This window comes from Nocardioides silvaticus, assembly GCF_003160695.1.
Taxonomy (GTDB): Bacteria; Actinomycetota; Actinomycetes; order Propionibacteriales; family Nocardioidaceae; genus Nocardioides; species Nocardioides silvaticus.
In genome coordinates, this window is sequence record NZ_QGDD01000001.1 from 335,253 (window position 1) to 351,802 (window position 16,550).

Annotated in this window: 17 protein-coding genes; 10 read left to right on the top strand and 7 right to left on the bottom strand. The window is 68.9% G+C overall.

Going from position 1 to position 16,550, the window contains the following annotated elements; all coding sequences use genetic code 11:
* Positions 1–40: 40 nt before the first annotated feature.
* Entirely contained in the window at positions 41–3,187 is a 3,147-nt protein-coding gene (locus tag DJ010_RS01495) for a VldE C-terminal domain-containing protein (protein WP_109691850.1), read from the bottom strand.
* 198 nt (positions 3,188–3,385) lie between these two features.
* Between DJ010_RS01495 and DJ010_RS01500 the strand changes: the two genes are divergently transcribed.
* The 3 genes from DJ010_RS01500 to DJ010_RS01510 are packed head-to-tail and all read left to right on the top strand — an operon-like array spanning position 3,386 to position 6,694.
* Positions 3,386–4,471 carry a tyrosine-type recombinase/integrase gene (locus DJ010_RS01500; protein ID WP_109691851.1) on the top strand — a complete coding sequence of 362 codons (1,086 nt, stop codon included), beginning with the start codon at positions 3,386–3,388 and terminating at the stop codon, positions 4,469–4,471.
* A gap of 31 nt (positions 4,472–4,502) precedes the next feature.
* Positions 4,503–4,862, top strand: coding sequence for a helix-turn-helix domain-containing protein (locus DJ010_RS01505; protein WP_109691852.1), 360 nt, complete (start codon positions 4,503–4,505; stop codon positions 4,860–4,862).
* Between the two features lie 38 nt (positions 4,863–4,900).
* Positions 4,901–6,694, top strand: coding sequence for a site-specific integrase (locus tag DJ010_RS01510; protein WP_109691853.1), 1,794 nt, complete (start codon positions 4,901–4,903; stop codon positions 6,692–6,694).
* Positions 6,695–7,119: 425 nt separating this feature from the next.
* Here DJ010_RS01510 and DJ010_RS01515 read toward each other — a convergent pair whose 3' ends face one another.
* Genes DJ010_RS01515 through DJ010_RS01535 form a run of 5 tightly spaced genes read right to left on the bottom strand, consistent with a single transcriptional unit; the run spans position 7,120 to position 11,568 of the window.
* Complete coding sequence (locus DJ010_RS01515) at positions 7,120–7,656, bottom strand: carboxymuconolactone decarboxylase family protein (protein WP_109691854.1); 537 nt, start codon at positions 7,654–7,656, stop codon at positions 7,120–7,122.
* Positions 7,653–9,983, bottom strand: a complete 2,331-nt coding sequence (locus DJ010_RS01520) for a heavy metal translocating P-type ATPase (RefSeq protein WP_109691855.1) — start codon at positions 9,981–9,983, stop codon at positions 7,653–7,655. The genes DJ010_RS01515 and DJ010_RS01520 overlap by 4 nt, the downstream gene beginning before the upstream one ends.
* Before the next feature lie 26 nt (positions 9,984–10,009).
* On the bottom strand, positions 10,010–11,011 hold the full coding sequence (locus tag DJ010_RS01525) for a DUF8832 domain-containing protein (RefSeq protein ID WP_109691856.1): 1,002 nt from the start codon (positions 11,009–11,011) through the stop codon (positions 10,010–10,012).
* A complete protein-coding gene (locus DJ010_RS01530) occupies positions 11,008–11,214 on the bottom strand; it encodes a heavy-metal-associated domain-containing protein (RefSeq protein WP_109691857.1) in 207 nt (68 codons plus the stop codon). Before DJ010_RS01530 ends, DJ010_RS01525 begins: the two co-directional genes overlap by 4 nt.
* Positions 11,215–11,256: 42 nt before the next feature.
* Entirely contained in the window at positions 11,257–11,568 is a 312-nt protein-coding gene (locus DJ010_RS01535; protein WP_192904043.1) for a metal-sensitive transcriptional regulator, read from the bottom strand.
* 162 nt (positions 11,569–11,730) lie between these two features.
* On the opposite strand from DJ010_RS01535, the gene DJ010_RS01540 reads away from it, so the two are divergent.
* The 4 genes from DJ010_RS01540 to DJ010_RS21920 all read left to right on the top strand — a co-directional run bounded on the left by DJ010_RS01540 (position 11,731) and on the right by DJ010_RS21920 (position 14,366).
* Positions 11,731–13,176 carry an MFS transporter gene (locus tag DJ010_RS01540; protein WP_109691859.1) on the top strand — a complete coding sequence of 482 codons (1,446 nt, stop codon included), beginning with the start codon at positions 11,731–11,733 and terminating at the stop codon, positions 13,174–13,176.
* An 86-nt stretch (positions 13,177–13,262) separates the two neighbouring features.
* Positions 13,263–13,466, top strand: a complete 204-nt coding sequence (locus DJ010_RS01545) for a heavy-metal-associated domain-containing protein (RefSeq protein WP_109691860.1) — start codon at positions 13,263–13,265, stop codon at positions 13,464–13,466.
* Between the two features lie 145 nt (positions 13,467–13,611).
* On the top strand, positions 13,612–14,211 hold the full coding sequence (locus DJ010_RS01550) for a DUF4396 domain-containing protein (protein WP_245927129.1): 600 nt from the start codon (positions 13,612–13,614) through the stop codon (positions 14,209–14,211).
* A 14-nt stretch (positions 14,212–14,225) separates the two neighbouring features.
* Positions 14,226–14,366 (top strand): hypothetical protein, encoded by a 141-nt coding sequence (locus DJ010_RS21920; RefSeq protein ID WP_158282893.1) that lies wholly within the window; start codon positions 14,226–14,228, stop codon positions 14,364–14,366.
* A 218-nt stretch (positions 14,367–14,584) separates the two neighbouring features.
* Here the strand turns inward: DJ010_RS21920 and DJ010_RS01555 are convergent, their stop codons facing one another.
* Positions 14,585–15,160, bottom strand: a complete 576-nt coding sequence (locus tag DJ010_RS01555) for a TetR/AcrR family transcriptional regulator (protein ID WP_109691861.1) — start codon at positions 15,158–15,160, stop codon at positions 14,585–14,587.
* 104 nt (positions 15,161–15,264) lie between these two features.
* Here DJ010_RS01555 and DJ010_RS21925 point away from each other — a divergent pair, with 104 nt between their 5' ends.
* From DJ010_RS21925 to DJ010_RS01565, 3 genes are all read left to right on the top strand, one after another.
* Positions 15,265–15,429: a hypothetical protein gene (locus tag DJ010_RS21925; protein WP_158282894.1), complete on the top strand. Its 165-nt coding sequence runs from the start codon at positions 15,265–15,267 to the stop codon at positions 15,427–15,429.
* On the top strand, positions 15,426–15,938 hold the full coding sequence (locus DJ010_RS01560) for a DUF2269 domain-containing protein (RefSeq protein WP_211318610.1): 513 nt from the start codon (positions 15,426–15,428) through the stop codon (positions 15,936–15,938). The genes DJ010_RS21925 and DJ010_RS01560 overlap by 4 nt, the downstream gene beginning before the upstream one ends.
* An 81-nt stretch (positions 15,939–16,019) precedes the next feature.
* Positions 16,020–16,490 carry a DUF6153 family protein gene (locus tag DJ010_RS01565; RefSeq protein WP_109692469.1) on the top strand — a complete coding sequence of 157 codons (471 nt, stop codon included), beginning with the start codon at positions 16,020–16,022 and terminating at the stop codon, positions 16,488–16,490.
* The last annotated feature ends 60 nt before the right edge of the window (positions 16,491–16,550 follow it).

Here is a 16,550-nt window from a genome sequence, read left to right on the forward strand (position 1 = left end):
TCTGGCTGGTCACCTATGTGTCGGAAGGGCCCGGCAGCGATCACACAGACCGACTCGGCTTCGAGGCGTTTTCCGCTAGCCAGGTCGAGGGGTCGACGTTGTCGGGTCCGTAGATGGAGCCGTTCTCGAGGTGGACCTCGAAATGCAGGTGGCAGCCACTTCCGTTCCCTACGTTGCCGACCTGGCCGATCGGCTCGCCGGCGGCGACGGTCTGGCCGCGGCTGACGGTGACGTTCTGCATGTGCGCGTACCAGGTGGTCAGGGACCCGGCGCCGGTGGTGACCTTGACCAGCTGCGGGCCGGCCCAGCCCTGGCTGGTGTCGATCTCGATGGTGCCGGCGTGGGCGGCGTAGACGGTCGTGCCGCACGGGGCGGAGAAGTCGGTTCCCGTGTGCCAGTTGGACCAGTAGGGACCGGTGTCGTGCCAGTTCTTCCGGTCCGTTCCAATGTACTGCGCGGGAACCGGGTGGACCACCTCGTCGCAGGACGCGCCCTCGAGGCCGACCGGGGAGACCTGGGCGTTGGGCAGAACGTTGATGTGCGGGTGGTCGAGGTGGTTCGCGGTGGCCGAGCCTCGGTCCTCCATCGGCCGCCAGCCCTCATCGGCTCGCGCGACCGACCAGATGCGCTGGTACCAGATGATGTAGTCGATGGCGAGTTCCTTCGCGTGCGCCTGGGCGTACGCCACGAGCGCGTCCCCCTGGGCCTTGCCAGCGGGAGTCAGCGGGACCATGAAGTCGGCCGCCAGGCCGGCCGGGTGACCGTGGGGGTCGGTGGCGCTCTCGCGGTAGCCGCCGACAGTCTTGATGTCGAACATCGGGCCGAGGATGTTGACCAGCTGCGTCAGCTGCGGCTTGACCGGGCCGAGGTTGTAGTTGGTCTCGGTCGCGACCGCGCAGCCCGCGCTGCTGCCGGCGGTGGTGGCGGTCACCAGCGGGTGGTCAGCGATCTTGTTGGCTTGGGTGCTGTTGTCGACCTCAGCGCTGGCCCAGGTGAGGTTGGCGCCGTAGATGTGGTCGATCGGCGCGTCCTGCTTGGGCTTCTTGCAGGGCTCCGCTGATCCCCCGAAGGCGTTGTTCAGTTCGGGTGTGAGGACGCAGTGCGAGGAGTTCTGGCCGTCCTTGCCGTCGTTGAAGTCGCCCAGGATCACCGTCGGGGTGCCGGTGCCGGCGAGCTCGGTCATGGTGGCCAGCTGGCGGCGCAGCGCCTCCTTGCGGTGCCCGGCAGCGTTCCCTTGCGTGTTGGCCGGGTTGTGGATGCTCCAGACCCAGATCACCTGCCCTGCGTTGACGCTGTCGGCCGCACCCGTCAGCTGGACGACCGGCATCCCGACGTCCTTGCCGTTGAAGTACGGGATCTGGACGAGGCGTGAGTCGGTCATCTCCCAGCTGCCGCGGTCCCAGATCACCTTGTTCTGGGTGTTGCCGGTGGCCGGGTACATGCCCCACTTGGCCGAGTAGCGGTCAGCCAGGGCCTTCGCCTGGGGGCCGTGGACCTCCTGGAGGCCGGCGATGGTGACGCCGGCGTTCTCGATCGCGCTGAGTGCCCCGGGCAGCCGCTTTTCCCAGGTGGCGTACCCGGCATTCTCATTGCCACCGCCCGCCTCGTTGTCGGTGTGTCCGGCGCCCAGGATGTTCAAGGTCCCAACGGTGATCGGGTTGACGGTGCCCTCACAGTTGCTCGCGTTCGAGACCGCGCCATCGACGTCGGGCAGGTCTGGCAGGTCGCCGCCGAGGAGATCGGTGATGTCGCCGGCGACGTCCTCCCACTGGGCGTAGGCGTCGGGGAAGCCGGAGCGCTGCACAGCCTGAGCCGCCTCGGTGAGCGGCATGTCCTGCCAGCCGGGGATGTCGAGCAGGCCGGGGTTGCCGGTGTGCTGGGCCTTGCCGAAGAACGCCCGCGCGGCGAGGACCGGGTTGGTGACCTCAGCGCGGCTCCCCCAGCCGGTCGAGGGACGCTGCTGGAACAGGCCGCCGGAGTCTCGGTCGCCGCCCGTGAGGTTGACCAGCTTGGACTCCTGGATCGCGGTGGCGATCGCGATCTGTAGGCCGTAGCGGGGGACCTGGAGGTCGCGGGCCACCTGGGCGATGGTGATCGCGTTGCGGGCCTGCTCGGTGGCCAGGGTCGGGTAGCTGGAGGCGAACCGCAGCTGCATCAGCTGGGCGAGCACGTCGCCGGTCGGCGGCTCCTCGGCCGAGGTCCTTGTGGTGTGGGCGGCGTTCACCACACCTTCGCTGGTGGCCGCAGTCGTTGGGGCGCTCTCGGGGCCGGCGCCGTTCATGGCGATGCGGGCGGCGATCCAGTGGTGGTCGGAGACCATGGTCCCGTCCCTGCCGCCCTCGAGCCGCACGCCCTGGTAACGGGGGAAGAAGATGAAGTCGACCGAGTGGTTGTGCCAGCCGTAGCCGGCGGCCTTCATCTTGGCGGCCGCCGTCCACGGGAGGTCTGTGTAGGAGGCGTGGGTGTTCATGTCGCCGCCGATGAGCACCGGGCCGTGCGTGGCGAGGGAGTTCCGCAGCTGCAGCAGGATGTCCATGCCGGCGCCGTACTGCTGGGGCCGGGTCAGCGGCGGGTTCCCGTGCTGGCGGGGGTACTTGTGCGGGTTGGTCATGTGGTGGGTCGAGATCACCGACACCACGGCGCCGTCGGCGCGCTCGAGGATCACCCAGGTGGCGAACCGATCCCAGGTGACCGGTCGGCCCTTGTAATAGGTGTTGTCGTCGACGGCGAGGGTGACCCGGCCACCGTTGGCCTTGGACCAGGTGTCGCGCTTCCACAGCACGACGTTGCCCATCGAGTTGTTGTCGCCGGTGTGGTCGGCGACTCGGAACGCGTCGTAGCCGGGAGCGGCGGCCTCGATCTGCGCCAGGCTCCAGCCGCTGGCCTCGTTGAGGCTCACGAAGTCGGGGTTCGTCGACAGCACCCGGGGCATGGAGGCCCGGAAGCCGTCGAGACCAGAGCGGCGCGGGATGTTGGCCTGCGCCATGGTGACCTTGCCCTTGACCGGACCGCCCACCGGCCCGTCCATGACACCAAGGTCGCCGAGCTCAGTGGGTGCGGTCTCGCTGGTCTGGGTGCGGCACTCGGCGGCCGCGGTCGTGGTCATGACCACCATCAGGGTCACGACGAACGGCAGAGCCATGAAGACGATCAGGACCGGCAGTCCGGCGAGGAGCAGCTTCTTCACGACAGGTCGGTCCCGAGCGCCTCAGCCGGCAATCTCCAGGAACTCAGGTTCGATCGGACCCAGATGAGTCCCGATCTGCGTCTGTGCAGGTGGCGTCGGTTCGACCGCTGGCCGGACCTGAATTGACACTTGGTCACTCTGGCTGACGGTCTCGCTGTAGCATCGATGCATGATCGCCTCGCTTGAAGTCGGTGACTGATGGGCTTGGTGGCGCTGCCGGGTGGCAGCGCTGCTGATCCGGCACTGATAGGTGCGCAGGCGGTGCTGGACTTCGAGCAGGAGGTCGTCGACCAGCACGCGCTGGCGATGTCGGCAGCAGGTCTGACTGACCGCCACATCGGCGGGACCCGGGCGATCGTCATTGAGTTCGCGCGCTCGCTGTCCACCCCGCTGTGGGAGGCCACCTGCGCGGACGCGGACGCCTTTCTGGCCCAGCAGCGCCGGATGGGGCTCAGCGTGTCGACCCGGGCGGGCAAGGCAGGGGCGCTGTCGGGGTTCTATGAGTTCGTGATCGCCCGCTACGAGGGCACGATCCGCCGTGCGACCGGTGTGTTGGTTGAGCAGCCGATCGATGAGTTCAATCGTCAGTCCGGGGCATCGCTGGGCAAGGTCCGGGTGCCGCCGTCGGATGAGGAGGTCGACTCGCTGTTCACTGCCTGGCGCGGCTCGGTCCCGCAGGCACGCAAGTATCGGCCGGCGGCCCGCGACTACTTCGCCGCCTCGCTGTGGCGCCGGCTCGGGCTGCGGATCAACGAGACCGTCATGCTCGACATCCGCGACTGGCGCCCCGATCTGGGCGAGTTCGGCAAGCTCCACGTCCGTCATGGCAAGGGCTCTGGCGGCCGCGGACCCAAGCCCCGGCTGGTGCCGGCGATCAATGGCGCGAACCAGTTGATCGACTGGTGGCTGGGAGAGGTCCGCCCGCAGTACGGCGAGGATTGGGCTGACCCGGATGCGCCGATGCTGCCGTCCGAGCGGTTCGACCGCGAGCTGGACCGCTGTGGCCGCGTCGGCGCGAACGCGCTGCGCCGAGCTCTGGGGATCCAGGTCGATCAGTGGCTTCCGGCGTGGTCGGGGCGGATGACGCCACACGTGCTGCGGCACTACTGCGCATCGTCTCTGTACGCGGCCGGCATGGACATCAAGGCCCTCCAAGAGCTCCTTGGACACCAGTGGCTGGCCACCACCTCGGGCTACCTCCACGTCCGCAGCGACCACATCGAACGTGCGTGGAACAACGCGAGCGACCGCGTTGAAGCCCGCCTGGGCATTCGTACCGACTGACCCGACCGACGAACCGAAGGAGAGGATCCAGATGCAGTGGAGCCTGCGGCTGCGAGCCGCCGAGAGAGGGATCTGGAAGTCCGCGGAGCTGCGCCGGATGCTGGCTGAAGCCGGGCTTGAGATCAGCGCCGGGAAGATGTCGTCGTGGTGGGCCGGCGCCCCGCCGACAATGCGGCTCGAAGAGCTCGACGTGCTGTGCGCCGTGCTCGAGTGCACCCCGAACGACCTGATGACACCGGAGCCGGACAAGGTCGCCGCCCGCCGTCCCCGCAACACGGCCGCAGCCACCGGCAACGGCGGCAACGGGAACGGCGATCCGAACGACAGCGCCGGTAAGCCCCCGGCGGTCACCCCGCGGCTCGGCAAGCCGCGGTCGACACCGCCGCTGTAACCCTCGCCCACATCGGCCACGGCGACGAGGAGCATTGCATGCCAGCGCCCGGCCCGAACGCGCCCCTGCGGGTGCCGCCCAAGTGCAACGCCTGCCAGGACCACCGGGTTGCCTGGACCAACCCCCGAGTCGACCTCTGTTATCGCTGCCTGCCCGGTGGCCCGTTCGCATCGCCACCGTGCGACCACTGCGGCTCCCGCGCCGACTACTTCAGTCAGGGATTGTGCAGTCGATGTCATCCCCGCAGCCCCGAGCACATCGGGTCCTGCAAAGGCTGCCTTGCCTGGGGCGTCTACCCCCGCCACAACTGGACCTGCTGGTCGTGCCGCTGGTGGCAGACCCACTACCCGAAGGGCACCTGCGACTTCTGCGGCCGCACCAGCCACGTCAGCGACAGGCGGGCATGTCGCCTCTGCCTTGAGAATGCCCGACTCGAGCAGGTGCCCGGGCGCGCCCCGGACCTCGCCGGCGCGAACAAGAACAGCCAGCAGTTGTTCTTCGCCAACATGGTCTTCAAACGTCGGGCGACGCCGCTGCCGGACTACGTCAGTTGGGATGCCCGTTGGTCGATGAAGAACAAGAACCAGCTGAGCTACCACCCCGGTACCAGCTTCGACGAGCACGCGCGCGAACAGCTGACCCTGTTCGATATGGACCCCGATCCTGACGTCCTGCGCAACCGAATCCTGCTCGAAGACAGTGAGCTGACGCGTTACTGCGCGGCCATCGTTGCCGATCACGCCCGGCGCTACGGCTGGAGCGTAAGACAACGCAATGCGGTGATGCAGACCTTGCGGATGCTGCAGACTGTCCGGCCGACGCCCACTGCGAGGATCCGCGCCAGCGACGTCGTGGCGCTGCGCCGCTATGACGGCACCATCACCTCCACCCTCGACGTCCTCGCGGAAGCCGAGTTGCTCATCGAAGACGTTCCGACACGGGTGGAGCGGTACTTCAACGCCAAGTTCATCGAATCCGGAAGCCTCCCCGACGCGATGCGGGAGCACCTCCGACTGTGGCTTCAGGTCATGCTCGGCGGATCCCGACAAGCACCTCGTCAATTGCCCCGCGAGCCCGAGACCGTCGAGATCCACATCCAAGGGCTGGCGCCCGTGGTCCAGGTGTGGGTTGAAGCCGGCCGCCGGTCGTTCGCAGAGATCACCAAGGACGACATCCTGGCCGCCCTCGCGACCCTGCCTACCGGCACCAGCCACCGCCACTTCGCGGAGAACGGGCTGAAGTCGTTGTTCAAGATCCTCAAGGGCCGCCGACTCGTCTTCGCCAACCCGATGCGGGGCATCGATCTGACCCGCGTCCACACCAACATTCCGATGCCGTTGGACCTCGCGCTGATCCGGGCCGAGCTGGACTCGCCGAACCCGGCCGTCGCGCTCGCCGTGGCACTGGTGGCCTTCCACGGCCTCACTGGCAAGCAGGTGCGCGAGCTCGGGTTGACCGACATCGTCGACGGCCGGCTCCACCTCGATGGCCGCGACATCCCGCTCGCAGCACCCGTGAGAACCCGGGTCAGCGCCTGGCTCGACTACCGCAGCCAGACCTGGCCGGCGACCGCCAACCCGCACCTGCTCATCAACCGACGAACCGCGCCGCGGCTCGTGCCGGGCGGCCACTCCTTTCCCTGGAAAGACAGCCGCATTCGTCCGCGGGCCCTGCGCGAGGACCGCATCCTGCACGAGATCCACGCCACCGGCGGCGACGTGCGCCGCATCTACGACCTGTTCGGACTCAGCGTCGAAGGCGCCACCCGCTACCTGGCGACCGTCGATCACTCCGATCTCGGCGACCCCACCGGACTGGCCAACCGGTCGTGAGGATTGTCTCTGAGAACATCCGTCCTCCGGGCACACCCGCCGCCAACCCATCATGACCCAACAAGCAACCGCGGCCGCCACGGATCGGACACTTTCGGAGAACTCGTTTTGCGTCACGGCCTGAGCGTGGCGTCCTCGCGTCCCCGCATCCGTCCCCCGCCGTCCGCGGCAAACGGGGGGACGCAGTTCGCGTCAACGCATTCGCGCAGGTCAGGAGGCGTCCCCCCGAAAGTTCGAGAAGACTCGGGCCATCCCTGGTGAGCCCCGGCTCTTGTCGAGATGCAGCGCCCTGCGACAACTCGCTGTCATGTTCAAAATCCATTGAACGAATCGACTTAGGGGTCCGGGCCGACGGGGCTTTCAGGGCCGCGCGGGTCCAGCGGCGTCGGCCACCGGCTGTCGGCTGCGCGGGCTGGGATCCTGCTTCAGGGGGTGGTCTCTGGCGTGAGTCCGGCGAGCAGGTTGAACGCTCCGGTGAGCACGTTGAGCGCTACCACCCCGACGACGTCGGCTATCTCCCGGTCGCTGTAGCCATGGTCGCGCAACTCTTGGACCTGGGCGTCCGTGATGCCCGTGGGCTCCCGGTACACCCTCATGGCCACCGCGATCATGGCCGCTACCCGGGGATCCGCGGACGTGCTGCGCCGGGCCGCCTCGATCTCCTCCTCGGTGACACCGAGCGATCGGGCGGCGCTCTCGTGCGCCTCCAGGCACAGTTCGCAGCCTTGGTGGACCTGCAGTGCGATCGAGACGAGCTCGCTGATGCGCCGGTCGAGCTTGGCGCGCTTCATCGCCCGGCTCAGCTGCAGGTAGCCACCCAGGACCGCGGGCGAGTGGGCCATGGTGCGGACCATCGCACCGACCTGGCCGTGCCGCTCGACCAGGTCGCCGAGGAGGTCGCGCGAGGCACCGACCGCGCTCTCCGGAGTCAGCGCCGCCAACCGAGCCGTGGGCGCGCTCATGACACGGTCCCCGGTGCTTCGGTCGCGGCGGCGGAGTGGGCCTTGAACCCGCGCAGGCGCAGGCTGTTGGAGACCACGAACACCGAGGAGAACGCCATGGCGGCGCCGGCGAGCATCGGGTTGAGCAGGCCGGCGGCGGCCAGTGGCAGGGCGGCGACGTTGTAGGCGAAGGCCCAGAACAGGTTGCCCTTGATCGTGCCGAGAGTGCGGCGCGAGAGCCGGATCGCGTCGACCGCCACCCGCAGGTCGCCGCGGACGAGGGTGAGGTCGCTGGCCTCGATCGCCACGTCGGTGCCGGTGCCCATCGCCAGGCCGAGGTCGGCCTGGGCCAGCGCGGCTGCGTCGTTGACGCCGTCGCCGACCATGGCGACGACATTCCCCTCGGCCTGGAGCCGCTTGACGACGTCGACCTTGTCTGCGGGGAGTACGTCGGCGATGACGTCGGCCTCGTCGATACCGACCTCCGCGGCGACCTGCCGGGCGACGACCGCGTTGTCGCCGGTGAGCAGCACGGGCCGCAGTCCGAGCTCGCGCAGCTCGCGAATCGCGGCTGCCGATGTCGGCTTGATCGCGTCCGCGACCACCACGACGCCGCGTGCCTTGCCGTCCCACCCGACTGCGACGGCGGTGCCGCCCGTGGACTGGGCCTCCTCCAGCGCCTGCTGCAGCGCGGGCGTCAGGTGCTGGGACCACTCGGCCAGCAGTTGGGGACGGCCGACGAGCACGGCGTGGCTGGCTGCCCCGTCGGCGAGGACTCCCTGGATGCCGAGGCCTTCGATGTTGGCGAAGTCCTCGACCTCGGGGAGGGGACTCTGCTGGTCCCGGGCGGCGTCGGCGATTGCCCGGGCGATGGGGTGCTCGGAGGCGTTCTCGAGGGCACCGGCGTAGCGCAGGACCACGGTTGCGTCCTCGCCGTCGGCGGCGATGACGTCGCGCAGGGTCATCTTGCCGGTGGTGACGGTGCCGGTCTTGTCCAGGACGACGGTGTCGACGCTGCGGGTCGACTCCAGGACCTCGGGGCCTTTGATCAGGATGCCGAGCTGGGCGCCGCGGCCGGTGCCGACCATGAGGGCGGTCGGCGTGGCCAGCCCGAGGGCGCAGGGGCAGGCGATGATCAGGACCGCGACCGCTGCGGTGAAGGCGGCGGCGAGGCCGTTGCCGGTGCCGAGCCAGAAGCCGAGGGTGCCGGCGGCGAGGAGGATGACGATCGGGACGAAGATGCCCGAGATCCGGTCGGCCAGGCGCTGGACCTGGGCCTTGCCGTTCTGGGCGTCCTCGATCAGGCGCGCCATCTGCGCCAGCTGGGTGTCGCCGCCGACTCTCGTCGCGCGCACGACGAGGCGCCCGCCGGCGTTGACGGTGGCGCCGACGACGGCGTCACCCTCGCCGACCTCGACCGGCACGGACTCGCCGGTCAGCATCGAGGCGTCCACGGCCGACGTACCGCGCTCGATGACGCCGTCGGTGGCGATCTTCTCGCCGGGGCGTACGACGAACCGGTTGCCGACCGCGAGCTGGTCGACCGGGATCTTGGTCTCGGTGACGCCGTCGGGTCCGAGGACGGCGACCTCCTTCGCGCCGAGCTCGAGCAGAGCACGGAGAGCTGCGCCGGCGCGGCGCTTGGAGCGCTGCTCGAAGTAGCGACCGGCGAGGATGAAGGTGGTGACGCCGGCCGCGGCTTCGAGGTAGATGTTGCCGCTGCCGTCGCTGCGCTGGATGGTGAGCTCGAACGGGTGGGTCATGCCGGGGGTGCCGGCCGTGCCCCAGAACAGGGCGTAGAGCGACCAGCCCAGTGCGGCCAGGGTGCCGAGCGAGATCAGCGTGTCCATGGTCGAGGTGCCGTGGCGAAGGTTGGTCCAGGCCGCCTTGTGGAAGGGCCAGGCGCCCCAGGCCACGACGGGTGCGGCGAGTGTCAGGGAGAGCCACTGCCAGTTGGTGAACTGCAGGGCGGGGATCATCGCCATCGCGATCACCGGGACGGTGAGGACCGCCGAGATCAGGAGCCGCTGCCGCAGAGTGCGGAGCGGGTCGGCTTCCTCTGCCGCGCCGTTGTTGCCGTCTGTGCCGGCGTTGTCGGTCTTCGGCGGTCGGGGCAGGGAGGCGCCGTACCCGGCCTGCTCGACGGCCGCGACCAGGGCCTCGGGCGCCACGTCGGGATCGAAGGTGACCTTTGCCTTCTCGGTGGCGTAGTTGACCGTGGCGCTGACGCCGTCGAGCTTGTTGAGCTTGCGCTCGATCCGGTTGGCGCAGGAGGCGCAGGTCATCCCGGTGATCGCCAGCTCGATCGAACCGGCGGCTGGGGTGCCTGACTGACTCTGCGTTGTCATCGTTGTCTCCTGGTGGAATTGGCCGGTCAGTGACCGGAGTGGTCGCCGTGCTCGGCGGGTGTGCTGTCGTCGGTCGGATCGGAGCCGGACTCGGTGTCCATGACCCCGCGGGCGGTGACGGTGAACGCCGCGGTGCGGACCACGCCGTCGTGCTGGAAGTCCAGGTAGAGGTGGTAGGTCCCGGCGCTGGGAACGGCGGCGTAGAAGACCACCTCGGGTCCGGGCTTCGTGGTGCCGTCGCCGGGCTCCCCGTCGGGGTGGACGTGGAGGTAGGCCAGGTCTCCGCCGCGGAGCGCGACGAGGTGGCCGTAGGCGCCGAGGTAGGGCTGGAGGTCGGTGACCGGCTTGCCTGCTTTGGTGACGTTCAGGGTGAGCTTCGCGTCCTTGCCGGCGGTGAGGTCGCCGTCGAGGGTGACTTGGTAGTCGCCGACGGTCGCGGTGCGGTTCTCCTGGGGCGGCGCGGCGGGCTGGTAGTTGCCGTCGACGGCCAGGTCGGTACCCAGGGTGAGCGCGTCGGCGCCGGTGGCCTTGAAGTCGGCGAAGAGTCGCCACGTGCCGGGGGTGAGGTCGAGGTCGATCGACCAGACCCCGCTGTCCTCGTCGAGGACGGGGTGGACGTGCTGGAAGCCGGCGAAGTCACGGCGCACCGCGATCAGGTGCAGGTCCTTCTCGTGCTCGACGTCGTAGGCGGTGACCGGGGCGCCGTCGGGGCCGGTAATGGTGAACGCCACGGGTCGGTCCTGCCCGGCCTGGCTGCGGGGTTCGGCCAGGGTCAGGGTGTAGCCGTTCTGGGAGACCATGAGTCCTCCTGGGACCTCTTGTACTGGGGATGAGGCCTGCGACTCGTCGCCGTGGCCGCCGGCGTGCTCGCCTTCTTCTGCCGCGCGTTGGTCGCCGTCGTGGGCGGTGTCGTGGGCCGCGGCCGGCTCGTCATCGACCGGACCGACGACTCGGCCGACGACGAGCGCGAGGCCGAAGATCGCGGCGATCGCGGCCAGGAACCCGATGAGCTTGACCGGGGTGCTCATGCGAGGTGGTAGCCGGCTTCCTCGACGGCGGCCTTAACGGCGGCGTCATCGAGGGGCTCGGTGCTGGTGATGGTGACGGCTCCGGTGGGCAGGTCGACCGCGACGTCCTCGACGCCGGGGATCTCCTGGACCTCTTCGGTGACCGAGGCGACGCAGTGGCCGCAGGTCATGCCGGTGACGATGTAGGTGCTGGTCTGGCTCATGGCTGTTTCCTTCCGGGTTTCAGGTGGTGGATCGAGGGGTGTTCAGGAGCGGACGAGCCGCGCGATGGCGTCGGAGGCTTCCTTGAGCTTGATCTGCGCGTCCTCGCCGCCGGCAGCGACCGCGTTCACGACGCAGTGCGCCATGTGCTCGTCGAGGAGCCCCAGGGCGACGGCCTCGAGGGCCTTCGTCATCGCCGAGATCTGGGTGAGGATGTCGATGCAGTACTGCTCCTCCTCGACCATCCGCTGCAGGCCGCGGGCCTGGCCCTCGATGCGCCGCAGCCGCTTCAGGTAGGCGTCCTTGTTGTTGTTGGCGATGTAGCTGTGCTGGTGCGCCTCGTGTGTCTCTGCCATCGGGCTGTCCTTCGCGGTGAGCGTGTGGGTCATTCCCATGGTACCCCCCTCCGGTATTTCGTGGTAGCGTCCGCTCCTGTTGGAATACATTACCCCCCTACGGTATTCCACACAACCACGAAGTCCCGCCACCGAGCCGGGCACCCGTCGAAGGAGAATCAGATGTCAGCCACAACCTCGCCAGCGGCAAACCGCCGCTGGCTCGGGCTCGCGGTGATCGCCGCCGCCCAGTTCATGGTCATCATGGACACCTCGATCATCGGGGTCGCCCTGCCGAAGATGCAGGCCGAGCTCGGCTTCACTCAGGAGAACCTGTCCTGGGTCTTCAACGCCTACGTCGTCGCCCTCGGCGGGCTGCTGCTACTCGGCGGCAAGCTCTCCGACGTCCTCGGCGCCCGTCGGGTCTTCTCGACCGGATGGGTCGTCCTGCTGGGCGGCTCCCTGGTCGCGGGCCTTGCCGGCAACGTCGAGGTCGAGCTGCTCGGCCGCGCCATCCAGGGCGCCGGATCGGCACTGATCGCGCCGGCCGCCCTCACGCTGCTCTTCATGCTGTTCGGGGCGAACCCGAAGGAGCTGCCGAAGGCCCTCGCCCTGTACGGCGCCGCCGCACCTGCCGGTGGAACCGCCGGGGTTTTCCTCGGCGGCGTGATCACCGAGTACCTCTCCTGGCCGTGGGTGTTCTACATCAACGTCCCGATCGCCGTGGCCATCCTCGCCCTCGTCCCCAGCGTGATGCCGGCCGGTGGCGCCGCCTCGGGCCGTCGCGTCGACCTTCTCGGCGCCCTCACCGTCACCGCCGGCCTCGGCGCCGCCGTGTACGCCGTCGTCCAGGCGCCCGAGGTGGGCTGGGACTCCGGCCAGACCTGGGGCGTCCTCGCCGTCGCTGCGGTCCTGCTCGCCGGATTCGTCGTCGGCCAGGCCAAGGGACGCGACCCGCTGGTGCGGCTCGGCATCTTCCGGGCGCCCAACCTCGCTGCGGCGAACCTCGCCCAGCTGCTGCTGGGCGCGGCCTGGATCCCGATGTGGTTCTTCCTGAACCTCTACCTGCAGCAGGTCCTCGGCTACACCGCGTTCCCCAGTGGCGCGGCCCTGCTCCCGATGACCCTGCTGATCATGATCGGGATGATCGCCCTCGCACCGCGGGTGCTGGCCGCCATCGGCCCCAAGGCCGCGACCGTGACAGGTCTCGTCCTGCTCGCTGCCGGGCTGTCGTGGCTCGCACTCATCGACCCCGACGGCTCGTACGCGGTCGACGTACTCCCGGCCTCCCTCGTGGCCGCACTGGGCATGTCACTGGCATTCATCCCCACGCTGGGCACCGCGATCGGCGCCGCCCGGCCCGAGGAGGGGGGCCTGGCCTCCGGCATCGTCAACACCAGCTACCAGATCGGCTCCGCGCTCGGCCTGGCCGTGATGACCGCCATCGCCGCAGCCAACGGCGCCGACCAGCTCGGCGACAAGGCCGCCCTCACCGACGGCTTCTCCGCCGCCTTCATCGGCGCCGCCATCGTCGCGGGCGTCGGCGCCCTGGCCACCCTCGCTCTCTTCCGCAGCGCCACGGGGGGACAGGCAGGAGCCGAGGACCAGGCCCAGCAGCTCGCCGCCTGACGGCACCACCTCCGGCTCCGCCCGCGGCGCCGGACCACACCGAGCCGACCCTCGGCTCACCACACCACCGAAAGGAACGTCCTCCCATGAGCGACATCAACGAGTACACCGTCCAGGGCATGACCTGCTCCAGCTGCGCGACCAAGGTCAGCGCCGCCGTCACCCAGGTCCCCGGAGTCATCGCCACCGACGTCGACCTCGCCACCGGGACCCTGAAGGTCACCGGCCCCGACGTCGAGGACACCGCGGTCCGCACCGCCATCACCAACGCCGGCTACCAGATCAGCTGACCACCAGCGCCCTCCGGCCGACAGCGTCGCCACCGAAACCCGGTGGCGACGCTGTCGCACTTCCAAGGATGATCACTGCGCTGCTTGCGTTCGCACAACCGCCCGTATACGGTGGGGGGGTATCTACGACGAGAGGCACACCGCGATGAACCCCCGCAACGCCATGGCCGCCAGCGCCACCCTGCACTGCCTCACCGGATGCGCCATCGGCGAGATCCTCGGCCTGATGATCGGAACAGCCCTCGGCCTGAGCACCGGCGCCACGATCGCGCTCGCCGTCGGACTGGCCTTCCTGTTCGGCTACGCCCTGTCCACGCTGCCACTGATCAAGGCCGGCCTCGGCTTCGGCGCCGCGCTCAGCGTCGTCTTCGCCGCCGACACTCTGTCGATCGCCGTCATGGAGCTCGTCGACAACGTCGTCATGGCCCTCATCCCCGGAGCCATGGACTCCGGCCTGGTCAACCCGATCTTCTGGATCGGCATGATGATCGCTCTTTCTGTCGCCTTCCTCGCTGCCTTCCCGGTCAACCGGTACCTCATCGACAAGGGCAAGGGTCACGCCCTCACCCACCAGTACCACCACGGCCCCGAGCACGAGAACCACTCAAGCGCCGGTTCGCACGCAGATCACGCTGGTCACGGTTCACCTGGGTCGCAGGCAGGCCATGGAGCCCACGCGCCGGCCGATCCGCACACTGGCGACCACTCGCCGGGCACCTCTGACGACCACACCCATCAGCACTGATCTGGAGCACGCCCATGAACACCAACACCCTCGCCGCCGCCGTGATCGGCTTCCTCCTCGGCGGACTCACCGTCTCGATCGCCGCCGAGCTCGAGACCGACGACAACCCTGCCCCCAGCCACGGATCCAGCAACCACCAGACCCTCCGGGACTGACCACCATGCCCATGACGACCGCACTCAGAGCAACAGCACAGAGCCCAACCGCTCAAGCCATCGCAACCTGCCTGCTTCGCTGCACCGTCGCCGCGATCACCAAGACGAGCGCATCCCCCGCGATCGCCACCAGCACTTCACCTACCTGCTCGAACCAGCGCCGCGGATAGATCAAGAGCTCTCCCGGCCGTCTCGTCCCGGGCCTTCTTCTAGCAGCGCTAGTCGGACTGGAGCGACCGCAAGCACAGCTCGACCAGGCGCGATGTCGCCGCCTCGTCTGGCGCCTTCGCTGCCGCACCGAGGGCGTGCAGGCAGTAGTCGGCGAGCTCGCTCGCCGCAATGTCGGTACGCACCCCGCCCGAGGCTGAAACCTCGTCGAGCAATTGTGTGAACAGCCCGTGGATGCGCTCTTCAGCGTCGGCGACGTCGGCGCTCCGGTGCAGTAGCGCTGACAAGTCGGCGGATCCGTGTCGGGCGCGGTAGTGGCAGATCAGGGCGTAATGGGAGAGCGCGGCGTGGAGACGCTCGTCAGCCGGGCCAGAGCTTCCGGCGAACTTAGTGAGCTCCTCGAGGTGCTGGTCAACGTGCCGCTGGTGGTGGGCGCGCAGGATCGACTCGACGTCGGGAAAGTACTTGTAGAGCGTGGCGCGCCCGATGCCCACCCCTTCGGCGACCTGCGTCATGGTCACTGACAGCAGGCCCCGCTCGTTGACCAGCCTCCAGGTCGTTTCGAGGATGGCCTCGCGCACCGCGTTGCGGTGGGACTCGATGGTCTCATTCCACAACTTCGGCATGCCGGAAGGATACGTCTCGTCGGTTGTACGACAAGATGTATTGAACAATACAAGGTGTCTCGTAAACTGACCTTCTCGTACGCCGATCCGCGGAGGACCCACCCATGACTGAAGAGCACCCGCAGTCCGAAGGCCGCCCCACTGTCGAGCCGCCGGGCATTCCGGGCTGGGTCAAGGGCCTCGCGATCGGCCTCGTAGTCGTCGTCGCGCTGGTCATCCTGGTGATGGTGCTGAGCGGCGGCCAGCATGGCCCCGGCATGCACGGATGACGATGCCTCCGCGCGTACGCAAGGCCGTGCTCGCGGTCCACATCGCCTCGTCGGTGGGCTGGCTCGGCGCGATCGCGGCCTACATCGCGCTCAACGTCCCTGTCGTCGCGGGCGCTGATGAGCAGCTGGTGCGCGCGGCCCACCTGATGATGAAGCCGGTTGCCTGGTACGCCGTGGTGCCGCTCGCGGTCACCTCGCTCGTGACCGGGATCGTGCACTCGTTGGGCACCCCATGGGGGCTGTTCCGCCACTACTGGGTGCTGATCAGCCTGTTCCTGACCGTGTTCGCGACCGTGATCCTGCTACTCCACATGGGAGACGTCGACGCCTTGGCGGCGCGCGCAGCCGACCCCGCGGCGGATGCCGACAGCCTCCATGGCGACCTGTTCCACTCGATCGGGGGACTCGTCGTACTCCTCGTGCCGTTGGTGCTGAACATCTACAAGCCCCGAGGGCTGACGCGCTACGGCTGGCGCAAGCAGCAGGAGCAGCGCACCAGCGGCCGCTGAGATCCCATGGGTGCCCCTTGCCTGTGACCAGGCGAGGACGCCAACAATGAGGCGGTAGCGGCATTGCCTAGTATCGAGTTCGTGAAGGACCTCCGAAGCATCGCCGGGAGCTCCCGGGCGCGCTACGCGCTCGTGGTGGCCGCACTGGCGCTCTTCGGGCTGCTCTCCATGCACGGGTGGGGCACCCATGCGGGCATGCACGCCGAATCGAGCCACTCGCCGGCCCACGTCGCGCTGCTGCACGGCGACGACCATGTGTCTGTGCTCGCGACCTCTCACTCGGGCCAGGTTCCGGGCGACGCTGCCGCGATGGACGCCGACGCGGTCAGTTGCGACGACGGCTGTGACGGTTCCGGGTCGGGCGGCGGCATGGGCATGATCGGGCTGTGCATGGCGGTCCTCGGCGGACTCGTCCTGGGCCTTGCGCTGCTGCTCCTCCGTCGCTGCATCCCGCTGATGCGAACAATGCTGCCCGCCCTCCAACATCCGATCCTGCTGAGCCGCGAGCGCGATCCACCCGACCTTCTCCGCCTCTGCGTGATCCGCTGCTGACAGTCGCAGACGACGAGACACCCCGTGGTGTCTCGCGTACGCCCCTGTCCGCAACCAGAT